Here is an 11,791-nt window from a genome sequence, read left to right as displayed (position 1 = left end):
CGTGAGGCCGGGCCGGGCGTCATGCCCGGCCGCGCGGGTTCCCGGCTTAGATGTCCGCTTCGACGTCGTTGCCCTTTTCCTCGAGCCAGCCGCGCCGCGCGGCTGCCTCGCCCTTGCCCATCAGCATCGTCATGCGCGCGACGGTCGCCTCGTAGTCGAGCTCGCCGAGCTTCACCGGCATCAGGCGGCGCGTGTCGGGGTTCATCGTCGTGTCCCACAGCTGCTCCGCGCTCATTTCGCCGAGGCCCTTGAAGCGGCTGATGCTCCACTGGGTCTCGCGCACGCCGTCCTTGCGCAGCTTGTCGAGGATCGCTTCCAGCTCGCCGTCGTCGAGCGCATAGAGCTTCTGCGCGGCCTTCTTGCCGCGCGCCGGCGCGTCGACGCGGAACAGCGGCGGCCGCGCGACGCACACATGGCCGCGCTCGATCAGTTGCGGGAAATGCTTGAAGAACAGCGTGAGCAGCAGCACCTGGATGTGCGAGCCGTCGACGTCCGCGTCCGACAGGATGCAGATCTTGCCGTAGCGCAGGTTCGACAGGTCGACGCTTTCATCCGGGCTGTGCGGATCGACACCGATCGCGACCGAGATGTCGTGCACCTCGTTGTTCGCGAACAGGCGGTCGCGCTCGGTTTCCCACGTGTTCAGCACCTTGCCGCGCAGCGGCAGGATCGCCTGGTACTCCTTGTCGCGGCCCATCTTCGCGGAACCGCCCGCCGAATCGCCCTCGACGAGGAACAGTTCGTTGCGCGCGATATCTTCCGTCTCGCAATCGGTCAGCTTGCCGGGCAGCACCGCGACGCCCGAGCTCTTGCGCTTCTCGACCTTCTGGCCCGCGCGCGTGCGCGCCTGCGCCTGCTTGATCACGAGTTCGGCGAGCTTCTTGCCGAGCTCGACGTGCTGGTTCAGCCACAGTTCGAGCGCCGGACGCGAGAACGACGACACGAGCTTCACCGCATCGCGGCTGTTCAGGCGTTCCTTGATCTGTCCCTGGAACTGCGGATCGAGCACCTTCGCGGACAGCACGAACGACACGCGCGCGAACACGTCTTCCGCGAGGAGCTTCACGCCCTTCGGCTGCAGGTTGTGCAGTTCGACGAAGCTCTTCACCGCCTGGTAGAGACCGTCGCGCAGGCCCGACTCGTGCGTGCCGCCGGCCGGCGTCGGGATCAGGTTCACGTACGACTCGCGCACGAGCGAACCTTCCTCGCTCCATGCGACAACCCACGACGCGCCCTCGCCCTCGGCGAAGGTTTCGTCGGTCGAACGCGCATCGGCGAAGCGCTCGCCCTCGAACAGCGGGATCAGCAGCTCGCTGCCGTTCATCTCGTCGAGCAGATAGCCGCGCAGGCCGTCCTCGTACTTCCACACCTGGCGCTCGCCGGTCTTCTCGTTGACGAGCACGACCTCGACGCCCGGCAGCAGCACGGCCTTCGAGCGCAGCAGGCGCTGCAGCTCGCCGAGCGGCAGGTTCGGCGAATCGAAATACTTCGGATTCGGCCACACCTGCACGCGCGTGCCGGACTTCTTCTCGCCGCGGCCCGCGCCCTGCGTCGCGAGCGGTTTCACGACATCACCGTCGGCGAAGCCGAGCTCGGCGATCTTGCCGTCGCGCCAGACCGTCACGTCGAGACGCGTCGCGAGTGCGTTCGTCACCGATACGCCGACGCCGTGCAGGCCGCCCGAGAACGTGTACGCGCCGCCGGCGGCCTTGTCGAACTTGCCGCCCGCGTGCAGGCGCGTGAACACGATCTCGACGACCGGCACGCCTTCCTCGGGGTGCATGCCGAACGGGATGCCGCGGCCGTCGTCCTCGACCGACACCGACTGATCGGCGTGCAGCGTGACCGTGATCTGCTTGCCGTAGCCGCCGAGCGCCTCGTCGGACGCGTTGTCGATGACTTCCTGGATGATGTGCAGCGGATTTTCGGTACGGGTGTACATGCCGGGCCGCTGCTTGACCGGCTCGAGGCCCTTGAGCACCTTGATCGATGCTTCGCTATAGGCCGCGCTGGGCTTCTTCGTTGACATAGGCGCTGAATTTCGTCATTCATCGGGACGTTGTCCACACCTCGTGTGGATAACGTCGTGGACAAAACGTTGAGTTCCGTAAAAAAGCGAATCGAAACAACGGTGTGCTTGGACTGCTCCGAAAGCGGGCGCGCGGCATGCGCCGCGCGGCCCGGGACGCGCGGTATTTTACTGGTTCCGCGTGACGCGCCGTTGCAAGATCATTCGCACCACGCGCGGTGCGTCAGACCGGCTTGCGCTTCGCCTCGAGCGTCTCCCACCGCTCGAGCGCGGCAAGGAGCTCGTCGTCGATCGCCGCGAACCGCTCGGTCAGGCGCGTGCCTTCCTGCGGATCCTTCGCAAAGATCGAGCCGTCCTCGAGCCGCGCGTTGATCGTCTTCTGTTCGTCCTCGAGCGCCGCGATCTTCTCCGGCAGCGCATCGAGTTCGCGCTGCTCGTTGAACGACAGCTTCACCGTGCGCTGCGCGTTGCGGCCGGCCGCGCTCTTCGCCGCATCTTCCTTGACCGGCGCCGCTTCCTTCACCGCGCGCTTCGCCGCTTCCTGCTGCGCGAGCTGCTGCGAACGCTCGCTCTGGATCTGCCAGTCGGTGAAGCCGCCGACGTATTCGCGCCACTTGCCGTCGCCCTCGGCCGCGATCACCGACGTGACGACGTTATCGAGGAACGCGCGATCGTGGCTGACGAGCAGCACCGTGCCGTCGTAGTCGGCCAGCAGCTCTTCGAGCAGTTCGAGCGTCGGGATGTCGAGGTCGTTGGTCGGTTCGTCGAGCACCAGCACGTTGGCCGGACGCGCGAACAGGCGCGCGAGCAGCAGCCGGTTGCGCTCGCCGCCCGACAGCGACTTCACCGGCGAGCGCGCGCGTTCCGGCGCGAACAGGAAGTCGCCGAGATAGCTCATCACGTGCTTGCGCACGCCGCCGATCTCGACCCATTCGCTACCGGGGCTGATGGTGTCGGCCAGGCTCTTTTCCTGGTCGAGCTGCGCGCGCATCTGGTCGAAATACGCGACCTGCAGGTTCGTGCCGGTGCGCACCGTGCCCGCGTCGGGCTTCAGCTCGCCGAGGATCAGCTTGAGCAGCGTGGTCTTGCCGGCGCCGTTCGGGCCGACGAAACCGATCTTGTCGCCGCGCATGACCGTCGTCGAGAAGGTGTCGACGACCGTGCGATCGCCGTAGCGCTTCGTCACGTCCGTCAGCTCCGCGACGATCTTGCCCGACTTCTCGCCCTGCGCGACGTCGAGCTTCACGTTGCCCTGCGAATTGCGGCGCTCCGCGCGCTCGTTGCGCATCTGCACGAGCCGCGCGATGCGCCCGACGCTGCGCGTGCGGCGCGCCTCGACGCCCTTGCGGATCCAGACCTCTTCCTGTGCGAGCAGTTTGTCGAACTTCTCGTTTTCGACGCGCTCGACTTCGAGCTGCTGCGCCTTGCGCGTCTGGTAGGCCGAGAAATTGCCCGGGTACGACAACAGCCGGCCGCGATCGAGCTCGACGATGCGCGTCGCGACGCGGTCGAGGAACGCGCGATCGTGGGTGATGAACAGCAGGCCCGCGCGCTGCGCGACCAGCAGTTCTTCCAGCCAGCGGATGCCGTCGAAGTCGAGGTGGTTGGTCGGTTCGTCGAGCAGCAGCACGTCGGGCTGCAGAACCAGCGCACGCGCCAATGCGACACGCTTCTGCATCCCGCCCGACAGCGCGTCGACGCGCGCGTCGCCGTCCGTCAGGCCGATCTGCGCGAGCGTCATCGACACGCGCGTGCGCCAGTTCCACGCGTCGTGCGCGTCGAGCGACGACTGCAGCGCGTTCATCCGCGCGAGCAGCGCGTCGTGCTCGGCGCCTTCCGGTGTTTCCGCGAGGCGGTGCGCGATCGAATCGTATTCCTCGAGCACTTCGCGCGTGTGCGTGAGCCCCGATGCCACGGCGTCGAACACGGTCGCGCCGGGTTCGAATTCGGGCTCCTGCGGCACGTAGACGGTCACGAGCTCCTGCTGGCGCGTGATCAGCCCGTCATCGGGCTTCGCGAGCGCGGCGACGATCTTCAGCAGCGACGACTTGCCCGCGCCGTTGCGGCCGATCAGGCCGACGCGCTCGCCGGCCTCCAGCGAGAAGTCCGCGTGATCGAGCAACGCGACGTGACCGAACGCGAGTTGCGCGCCGGTAATGGAATAAAGCGACATGGGGAGACGGCGAAGAGAGAAATCGGAAGCGCCCATTGTACCGGTGGCGGACGCCTGCGCCGGGATGGCCGGATGGACTAGGCTGATGCGCGGTTCTTTTTGTGCCGTGGCGGCATGTCGGCGCGCACCCGACGGATGGGCCGGCATGGCGTGCTTCGGCGTTGCAGAGCGCCGGGGCGGCGGGCATCCGGCCGCAGCTTCCCGGCCGGGCGCCCGCATGTGCGAGGAGCGATTACTTCACGTTGACCGTGATCGTCGAGTTCAGGTCGGGACCGTACGAACGGTGCGCACCGTCGCCGAGCTGCAGCGTCAGCGTGTGCTGGCCGGGCGGCAGCTTCACGTCGGTTTCGGTCTGGGCCTTGCCGAAGTGCAGCGAATGGTCGGTGGCGGGGATCACGTCGCTCTTCGGCACCGGCTTGCCGTCGATCAGCAGGTGATGGTGGCCGGTGTCCGGCGTCATGTCGCCGGCTGGCTTGAGGCCCATGCCTTCGAGACCGAACTTCACGTGCACGGGGCTCGATACCGTCGCGCCGTCCTTCGGCTCGACGAAGAACACGCGCGCCTCCGCACGCGCGAGCGTCGACACGGCCAGTGCCGCGACACACACCGCACCCGCGATCCACTTCTTGTTGAGCATCGTTTTCTCCTTCAGATGAAAGGCCCACGAAGCATACACTGCATGCCCGGCACGCGCGATGACGGCCGTTGTTCGCGATGCGTACATTTAAAACGACGTTGCGCAGGCGTTCGGCGAAATTCCGGTAACATTGCGCCTTTCGTCCGCCGGCCACGCCGCGGGCGACATTGCCGACTTTCATCATCCCGAGCGCCACATGAGCGAAGTAATCGAATACCAGAGCTGGGTCTGCCTGATTTGCGGGTGGGTCTACAACGAAGCGGAAGGCCTGCCCGACGAGGGCATCCCCGCCGGCACCCGTTTCGCCGACATTCCCGCCGACTGGCGCTGCCCGCTGTGCGACGTGGGCAAGGAAGATTTCGTCGTCGTAGATTTCTGATTCCGGTTTCCGGACACGACCGAGCACGCGCGCCACGCATCGGTGCGCATTCCGTCCGCCGATGCGCCGCGCGTTTGCTATACTCTGCGCGCTGTCCACTTCGCCGTCCCGATCGCGTCTTTTGCACGCGGAATCGCGGACATGGCTCTCCCCGTAGTTCAGGGGATGGAATGATAAGCGCAAGGCTTACCCAGCAAGGCTCCCGCCCCTTGCTGTAGCAAATTTGTAGCACGTAAATAAGCCCGCTAACAGCGGGCTTTTTCGTAGAGCCATCACTTAGGCCCCCGGTTCGATTGACACTAGTTGACGGACCATGCACCTTCCAGCCGCAGACCGCCCCTCGAGAAATGGTAAATTCATACGAAAACCACATCTACGAGAGAACATATGGCCCGAGCCATGATCTGCGTCGGCGACACGACGACGCACGGCGGCCGCGTGCTCGAGGGTACTGCGACTGCCACCATTGACGGGAAGCCCATCGCAGGCGTCGGGCACAAGGTACTTTGCCCACAGTGCAAAGGCATCTTTCCGATCCTGCCCGCCACCGGGCGACGCTACCCGCACCAAATCGCCGGCCGGGAAACGGCCATCGAAGGCATGAAAACCGCGTGCGGGGCAACGCTGATCGCCTCGCAATCGTCGGCGACGCTCGACGATGTCGGAGCCGGCGAAGCGGCGACTGGCGGCGCAGTAGCCGCCGCAGCTACAGCGCTGGCCCCCTCGTCCACGCTTTGCCTCGAATGCCTGAAGTCCGCGGCCGAAAATGCGGCAACGATGATCGCGCGCGGATAGAACATGACCGGCAATTCAATCGAGGCGTTCTACTTCACGCGGCAACAGCAGTTGACCATGCAGGTGCACTTGTACGCCCTGGTCGACGGTCTCCTGTTCGCGGATGCGGCCGGCGGATCCCCCCCTCAGCGATCGCAAGCAGCCGTGGCGCTGTTCGACGGCACACCGGATGCATCGCTGGCCGATGCGGGTCCGTGGCTGCTCGACTACGAGCGCGCGGCCGGCAATGTGCGAAGCTCCCTCTTCGCGATGGCCGGCGGGCCGACAGGCGTGTCCTGGCTGATCAGTGGATATCCAATTGAATCACTGGCCGACGAGCTGCGCCGTCGGCTCGACGTGCGCTTGCCGGACGGCCGTACAGCCCTACTCCGCTTCTACGATGCCCGGATCATGGCCGACATGGCATCGCTGATGGAATTCACGCAGCGCCTGCAGTTCTTCGTCCCGACATTTAACTGGCTCGTCGAAGTAAATGGAAAACTGAAGGGAGTGCACCCGCATGCTTGAGCTGACAAGCGAACAGGTCGCGGGCCTTGCCGAGATCGACGCACGCGGATATGTCGAACGCACGCGGCAGGATCTCATCAAAGCGGACCCGAAGCTGGCCGACGACGGCACGCTACCCACGCGCCTCTGGAACGCATACATCGCTGCTCGACAGCTTGGCATCCGGTCCGACGAGAATGTCGCTGCGTTTCTCCGGATCGAGGCATACGCGCCAAAGTTTTACGAGAAACCCGCGACGCGCGCGTGGCTGACTCGACCAGGACGCTCGGCTGACGAGCGTTTCCACGATTACCTTCGCGTCATCAAATGGCGCATCGAACATCCGGAATACAACGGGGGATCTCGAAATGGCGGGCTTGGTAGTACCGATAATCGAAGCAGCGGCAGTGGAGCTTGGGCCGGTATTGGCGCGCGCTGGCGTCGCCTTGTTGGGCGCGGTAGGACTGGCGGGGACGGCGAGCCTGTCTAGCGATACGCCGAAGGACGAGAGCAAAGCCAAGACTGACGCAAAGGCCATTCCGCGCACCGGGGAAAAATGTAAGAAGTGCCCGCCCGAGGAAACTGGCAAGGCTGAAAACAAGACGCACCATATGTCCGACCACTCGCGCGAGTATCAAGGCCGCATCACAGGCCGGCCATACAGCAATGAGGGAAAATGGAACGAGGAATGGGTATGGCAAGGCATCGCATTCGACGGTTTCCTGCCGGCCGAATGCATGCTGCAAGAGGCAAAGTCGCGCTATGCGCAGTTCCTTCAGCGAGACGACGAAGGCGAACTGGAGCCAGTCGCTTGGTTCAAAGGCTTTCCGGGAATGGTCTCCGATATTGAGCGACAAGCCGGCGCAGTGAAGCTGTTCCCGCCAGCTCGTTTGACATGGTACTTTGAAGAAGCGGAGGTACGCGAGTACCTACTCAAGGACCTGAGACGCAATTCGGTTCTTTCCGTCGTACAACCGTAAACCGAGAACAAGATGGACTTCAGCCTCCAGTTCAGGGACGAGTCATTGGCCCCTACAGACTTCGAGAAGATTCTGTCACGCATCCGCATCGTAACGTTGACGATGGGCGCAATCGATTCGACGCTAAGTACTTGGTTCGCTCAAGGCGACACCTTGGACGAAGCCCTACTCTACCCAGCGTTCGAAGACGGCCAACCATCGACGGCACTGCTCGCGGTTCTAAAACATCAGTTTTCAGACGATCCGTCACGATCCTACGTTGCGCTGTGGAACGGGAATCAGAATAAGGGCGAAGGTGCAACGATCGCGTGCCACGTCGGTGAGAATGCCGTGCCGCATTCCTTCGAAATCAAAATTTCCAGTTCGGCGGTGCTAGCGAACATCGAATCGGTTCAACGAATCGTGAGCGCCACCGTAGCCGCATTTCAGCCCGCCTACGTTTCAGTCTCTCCACGGAGTTACGCGACGAAGCAGGTGTTCGACGATAAGCCTGGCGTTGGCTGGATGATCTATTTGCCGACGGTGATCACTCAGCAACAGGTTCCGGAAGCACGCGAGATTGTTCCGGTCCCTGAGGCCGGCAAGACTCAGACCGGCACGATCGTCGTCAGCACAACGGATGCCCCGTTCTCGATGAAGAATCCCGAACACGTCGAGACAGCAAACCGTATCGAGATCCGGCTCGTCGACCAGGACCTCCTGCCCGCATTCGCTGACCTGTAAGCACGATGCCGGCGCGATATCCCACGCCGGCATCGTTCAGTTAGAAGAGTCCGACAGGCTGCGCCGCATCATCCCAACTGAAGATGATCAGCTCGTTCCGGTCGACACCCTTCCCGCCTCCAACCGTGTACTGGATCGGCACCGTCTCGATATGAAAGCCGTCAAACACGCGCCGAATGTCAGGATGGTCGTTCAGGCTCACGACCGCGCGGCCCTTGAGCGATCGCAGCTGCTGCGCCATCTTTTCGTACTCGCCGAAAGGAAATGCCACGCCATACCCCTCCGTCTCGTAATACGGCGGATCCAGATAGAACAGCGTATGCGGACGATCGTATCGATCGATGCACGCGGCCCAATCAAGGCGCTCGACGAACGCGTTCGCCAAGCGCAGATGTGCGGCTGACAGTTCCTCTTCGATTCGCAGCAAGTTCAAGCCAGGAGGCGTCGTCGTCGCGGTCCCGAACGTCTGCCCCTCAACCTTTCCGCCAAAGCAACTTTTCTGGAGGTAGTAGAACCGGGCCGCACGCTGGATATCGGTGAGGGTTTCCGGGACAGTGACCTTCAGCCACTCGAACACCTGCCGACTCGTCAACGCCCACTTGAATTGCCGCACGAACTCCTCGAGGTGATGCTGGACAACGCGATACAGGTTCACCAGGTCGCCGTTGACGTCGTTGATTACCTCCACCTTGGCCGGCGGACGTAAGAAGAACAGCGCAGCCCCGCCGGCAAACACCTCGACGTAGCAATCGTGTTGCGGGAAGCGCGGAATGAGATGTTCGGCCAGCCGTCGCTTGCCGCCGATCCACGGAATAATCGGATTCGCCATTGTGAAAGCCCTTCTAATGATTGGGGTAGAATGGCCCGCCCACCGGTGGGTGGCAGGGCCTCGGCTGATTCACTGGCATGCACAGTGGAAAGGTGGCCGCATGGATGCTCGACCATCCATGCGGTCGCCCTGTCTTTCTCCCGACCGTGTCAGCTCGACGTCGACATGCCGGATGCCCCGGCTTGCACCTGGTCGAGCGTGACCATGCCTGGTGCGGTCGCAAAATCGGCGACCTTCGCGTTCGTAGCACTGGCCTCTCGCGTCGTACCGAAGTAGAAGCCGAGCACCTGCTTGTTCTCGCTCAACACGTAGCCGATCAGCGTCCCAACCGTGAGCGCCGCCGTCGTATCCCGGATGACGCTATCGGCGTGGCCGCCCATCACCGCCCAGACGATGTAGACGGTCAGCCCCATCAGCACAATCGCAAGTAGTGGCCGCATGAAATCCTTCGACTGCTTCGCGGCGAGCTGGCGAGCGCTATCCCGATCCGCGGCCTCGGCCGAATACTGCGCCGTCTGAGCCGCCCACAGCGCCGCTTCGCGCGACGCGGCGATCTGCGCGAGATCGCGTTCGTGATCCAGCTCGGCCTGCTTCAGCTTGACGATTGCATCCGGATTGGTTGCGAGCGCGCTCAAGATGCTGTCCGGCGTCGGGTCCGTCCCGAGCGCCTTCGCAATGACCGACGCGGCAAGACCAACACCCGCACCCACTACCGAGCCAACACCAGGCACTGCACTGCCGAGAATCGGCGCAAACTTCGAAACGGCAGCGGCCACGTCACCCCACGTCGAACTCATACGCGCACCCCATTCATTGCACGGTTGACTTGCCAGCCGAACTCGAAATCTTCGTTTGCCGGCCGGTTCTCTGCTGCCACGACGTAGAACACCGAATGCAGCGACGCGACCATGAAGAACAGCACGTCACGTCCTTGCTGCCCTCGCTGCGCGACAAACCCCTTCAGCGCCCCGAGCGTGACGGCGCCGACACCGCCATCGACGCTCAGATCCGGGAAATCCTTGCCACCGTGATTCAGCGTGTTGAGCGCACGCTGAAGGAACTGCACGCCGGTCGCCTGCCCCGCATTGACGCCGATATCAAACAGCCGCTCGGCGAGGCGGTCGTCGATCGCCGCGATCTGGTCAAACTTCACGCCGAACCAGTAGCGCTGTTGGTAGATCGAGACGGCCGTATCACGGGGCATCATATTCATCGGCCCCGTATAGCCGAATGACCGTGCGACGGCCGCGGTGATGCCCCACATCGTTCCCTCGAGCTTGCCGAGGTACCAGTTGCCCTTGTCGTTCGGGTCGTTGGAGAACCCGCCCTCGCGACCGAGCAGCGCGTCGACCTTGCCTTTCAGATCCATGCTCACTCCTTTCCCAAAACTGCTTTCGCCTTCCGGCGCAGCAGAACCTCGATGTACTGCGCCCCGACGATCCCGAGCGCGCTGCCGATTCCGAGCAACGCAAGCGGCGGCAGGTCCGGCACTTGCAGCAGTGCGACTCCGGCGATCATCGATGTCGCCGAGCCGAGCAGCGCACGGCCGGCGACAACGCGAAACGTCAGCTGCTCGCTGCTCACAAGTAACTTTGCGATCCCAATCAACGCACCCATGACGATCAGCTCCGCGATAGTCTTCTCAGGCTCTTGCATCCCTTCTCCCCCGCAGAAATAAAAAGGCCACCTCGAAAGGTGGCCTGCTCGACGGCTTGTTGTTCGGTTATGCCTGCATCACCGTCACGTTGATCGAATCGCCGTAGTGCGTTTGGCTCGCTGCGTCTTGCACGATCACGAACGGGTAAATCAGCGGATCATCCACATCGGTGCCAGCATCGGACTGCCGCACGACATGCGCCGTATACGCACCAGGCGCGACGTCGTCGAACTGGGCCGATGCCTCCGCCACGTTGACGGTCGCGATTGCGTGATCGTCCGCATCCAGCAACGACACGCGCATCGCGCTCGCGGCCTGGTCATCCATGCAGAGCGACAAAATGTCGATTCGTACTTTCATGCCGATTTCCTCCCGGAGTTATTCCACTGCCGCAGCCGCGAGATACGCCTCGAGCACCGTCAGATCCGAACCGCTTAACGCAGCGTTCGCCGCGACCGCCTTCACGAGCTGCGTCGAACGGTACTTCGTCGCCGCCGTCGAAAAGTCCCAGTACAGACCGAACCCAAGCTCGGCCGCAAACGTGGCGGCGACCAGCGCGTTGTTCTGGAAACTCTGTTCATACGCACCGTTGATACGGAGATTCATGGTCCCGGTCGAACGGAAAAACCGCAGCACCGCATACATCATCTGACTCTGCGTGACGACCGGGCCGGTGTAGTCGGCGTAGGCCGACTGCAGTCCACCAGGCGCACCCATGCGGAATTTTCCGTTCGTATCGTTCTCGAGGCGCCAGGCATTATTCGCACTCGAGTAGCTGCCGAGCGCGAACCCGCCCCACGTGCCGCCCGACACCGCCAGCGATCCGGGATAGAAGCGCACGCCGACAGTGAAGTCGCCCGACGTATCGAAAACCGGCGCGACGACACCCGTCTGAATATCCTGAATCGAGAAGCCGGTACCGGCACCGTCCGACGTATCGAAGAAGCGACCAGCGATCGCTGTCTTGCCGTTCGCCATGCGGATCGCATTTCGCTCGATTCGGTCGAGAAAGCCGGTCGCGGCCGGGCTGACACTCCACTTCGCAACCGCGGGCCATGCAACGATCGGGGCCAGCTGCGCGAGCGCGAACTGCTCGGTCGTGA

General features: G+C 63.4%; 15 protein-coding genes. 6 read left to right on the top strand and 9 right to left on the bottom strand.

Annotated elements, in window-relative coordinates:
• Positions 1–46: 46 nt before the first annotated feature.
• From DIE22_RS10360 to DIE22_RS10345, 3 genes are all read right to left on the bottom strand, one after another.
• The gene (locus tag DIE22_RS10360) at positions 47–2,029 is read right to left on the bottom strand and encodes a DNA topoisomerase IV subunit B (RefSeq protein WP_124498070.1); all 1,983 of its coding nucleotides are present in this window, start codon (positions 2,027–2,029) and stop codon (positions 47–49) included.
• Positions 2,030–2,252: 223 nt separating this feature from the next.
• Positions 2,253–4,238 (bottom strand): ATP-binding cassette domain-containing protein, encoded by a 1,986-nt coding sequence (locus DIE22_RS10355; protein WP_185640592.1) that lies wholly within the window; start codon positions 4,236–4,238, stop codon positions 2,253–2,255.
• A 196-nt stretch (positions 4,239–4,434) separates the two neighbouring features.
• Positions 4,435–4,839, bottom strand: a complete 405-nt coding sequence (locus DIE22_RS10345) for a DUF4399 domain-containing protein (RefSeq protein WP_124498068.1) — start codon at positions 4,837–4,839, stop codon at positions 4,435–4,437.
• Between the two features lie 196 nt (positions 4,840–5,035).
• On the opposite strand from DIE22_RS10345, the gene DIE22_RS10340 reads away from it, so the two are divergent.
• From DIE22_RS10340 to DIE22_RS10315, 6 genes are all read left to right on the top strand, one after another.
• Positions 5,036–5,218 (top strand): rubredoxin, encoded by a 183-nt coding sequence (locus DIE22_RS10340; RefSeq protein WP_012364402.1) that lies wholly within the window; start codon positions 5,036–5,038, stop codon positions 5,216–5,218.
• A gap of 387 nt (positions 5,219–5,605) precedes the next feature.
• The gene (locus DIE22_RS10335) at positions 5,606–6,013 is read left to right on the top strand and encodes a PAAR domain-containing protein (RefSeq protein ID WP_124605041.1); all 408 of its coding nucleotides are present in this window, start codon (positions 5,606–5,608) and stop codon (positions 6,011–6,013) included.
• A gap of 3 nt (positions 6,014–6,016) precedes the next feature.
• On the top strand, positions 6,017–6,520 hold the full coding sequence (locus DIE22_RS10330) for a DUF4123 domain-containing protein (protein ID WP_124605040.1): 504 nt from the start codon (positions 6,017–6,019) through the stop codon (positions 6,518–6,520).
• A complete protein-coding gene (locus DIE22_RS10325) occupies positions 6,513–6,989 on the top strand; it encodes a hypothetical protein (RefSeq protein ID WP_260426647.1) in 477 nt (158 codons plus the stop codon). Before DIE22_RS10330 ends, DIE22_RS10325 begins: the two co-directional genes overlap by 8 nt.
• Entirely contained in the window at positions 6,907–7,479 is a 573-nt protein-coding gene (locus DIE22_RS10320; RefSeq protein ID WP_260426646.1) for a restriction endonuclease fold toxin 5 domain-containing protein, read from the top strand. Before DIE22_RS10325 ends, DIE22_RS10320 begins: the two co-directional genes overlap by 83 nt.
• A 12-nt stretch (positions 7,480–7,491) precedes the next feature.
• Positions 7,492–8,202, top strand: a complete 711-nt coding sequence (locus DIE22_RS10315) for an immunity 52 family protein (protein ID WP_124605038.1) — start codon at positions 7,492–7,494, stop codon at positions 8,200–8,202.
• Positions 8,203–8,242: 40 nt separating this feature from the next.
• Here the strand turns inward: DIE22_RS10315 and DIE22_RS10310 are convergent, their stop codons facing one another.
• The 6 genes from DIE22_RS10310 to DIE22_RS10285 all read right to left on the bottom strand — a co-directional run bounded on the left by DIE22_RS10310 (position 8,243) and on the right by DIE22_RS10285 (position 11,666).
• Positions 8,243–9,031 carry a DNA adenine methylase gene (locus tag DIE22_RS10310; RefSeq protein WP_124605037.1) on the bottom strand — a complete coding sequence of 263 codons (789 nt, stop codon included), beginning with the start codon at positions 9,029–9,031 and terminating at the stop codon, positions 8,243–8,245.
• A gap of 149 nt (positions 9,032–9,180) precedes the next feature.
• On the bottom strand, positions 9,181–9,666 hold the full coding sequence (locus DIE22_RS10305) for a hypothetical protein (protein ID WP_260426645.1): 486 nt from the start codon (positions 9,664–9,666) through the stop codon (positions 9,181–9,183).
• Positions 9,667–9,824: 158 nt separating this feature from the next.
• Positions 9,825–10,400, bottom strand: coding sequence for a glycoside hydrolase family 108 protein (locus DIE22_RS10300; protein WP_124605035.1), 576 nt, complete (start codon positions 10,398–10,400; stop codon positions 9,825–9,827).
• Between the two features lie 2 nt (positions 10,401–10,402).
• Positions 10,403–10,687 carry a phage holin family protein gene (locus tag DIE22_RS10295; RefSeq protein ID WP_124605034.1) on the bottom strand — a complete coding sequence of 95 codons (285 nt, stop codon included), beginning with the start codon at positions 10,685–10,687 and terminating at the stop codon, positions 10,403–10,405.
• Between the two features lie 67 nt (positions 10,688–10,754).
• The gene (locus DIE22_RS10290) at positions 10,755–11,048 is read right to left on the bottom strand and encodes a hypothetical protein (protein WP_124605033.1); all 294 of its coding nucleotides are present in this window, start codon (positions 11,046–11,048) and stop codon (positions 10,755–10,757) included.
• A gap of 18 nt (positions 11,049–11,066) precedes the next feature.
• A complete protein-coding gene (locus DIE22_RS10285; protein WP_124605032.1) occupies positions 11,067–11,666 on the bottom strand; it encodes a hypothetical protein in 600 nt (199 codons plus the stop codon).
• Positions 11,667–11,791 lie beyond the last annotated feature (125 nt).

Origin of the sequence: Burkholderia sp. Bp9142 (genome assembly GCF_003853415.1) — a bacterium.
In the GTDB taxonomy this organism is placed as follows: Bacteria; Pseudomonadota; Gammaproteobacteria; order Burkholderiales; family Burkholderiaceae; genus Burkholderia.
This window is presented reverse-complemented; position numbering and strand designations above follow the sequence as displayed.

Excerpts from the sequence above, each read along its gene's own strand:
- DIE22_RS10360 (WP_124498070.1), bottom strand. The coding sequence starts at position 2,029 with ATGTCAACGAAGAAGCCCAGCGCGGCCTATAGCGAAGCATCGATCAAG.
- DIE22_RS10355 (WP_185640592.1), bottom strand. The coding sequence starts at position 4,238 with ATGGGCGCTTCCGATTTCTCTCTTCGCCGTCTCCCCATGTCGCTTTAT.
- DIE22_RS10345 (WP_124498068.1), bottom strand. The coding sequence starts at position 4,839 with ATGCTCAACAAGAAGTGGATCGCGGGTGCGGTGTGTGTCGCGGCACTG.
- DIE22_RS10340 (WP_012364402.1), top strand. The coding sequence starts at position 5,036 with ATGAGCGAAGTAATCGAATACCAGAGCTGGGTCTGCCTGATTTGCGGG.
- DIE22_RS10335 (WP_124605041.1), top strand. The coding sequence starts at position 5,606 with ATGGCCCGAGCCATGATCTGCGTCGGCGACACGACGACGCACGGCGGC.
- DIE22_RS10330 (WP_124605040.1), top strand. The coding sequence starts at position 6,017 with ATGACCGGCAATTCAATCGAGGCGTTCTACTTCACGCGGCAACAGCAG.
- DIE22_RS10325 (WP_260426647.1), top strand. The coding sequence starts at position 6,513 with ATGCTTGAGCTGACAAGCGAACAGGTCGCGGGCCTTGCCGAGATCGAC.
- DIE22_RS10315 (WP_124605038.1), top strand. The coding sequence starts at position 7,492 with ATGGACTTCAGCCTCCAGTTCAGGGACGAGTCATTGGCCCCTACAGAC.
- DIE22_RS10310 (WP_124605037.1), bottom strand. The coding sequence starts at position 9,031 with ATGGCGAATCCGATTATTCCGTGGATCGGCGGCAAGCGACGGCTGGCC.
- DIE22_RS10300 (WP_124605035.1), bottom strand. The coding sequence starts at position 10,400 with ATGGATCTGAAAGGCAAGGTCGACGCGCTGCTCGGTCGCGAGGGCGGG.
- DIE22_RS10295 (WP_124605034.1), bottom strand. The coding sequence starts at position 10,687 with ATGCAAGAGCCTGAGAAGACTATCGCGGAGCTGATCGTCATGGGTGCG.
- DIE22_RS10290 (WP_124605033.1), bottom strand. The coding sequence starts at position 11,048 with ATGAAAGTACGAATCGACATTTTGTCGCTCTGCATGGATGACCAGGCC.
- DIE22_RS10285 (WP_124605032.1), bottom strand. The coding sequence starts at position 11,666 with ATGGCGAACGGCAAGACAGCGATCGCTGGTCGCTTCTTCGATACGTCG.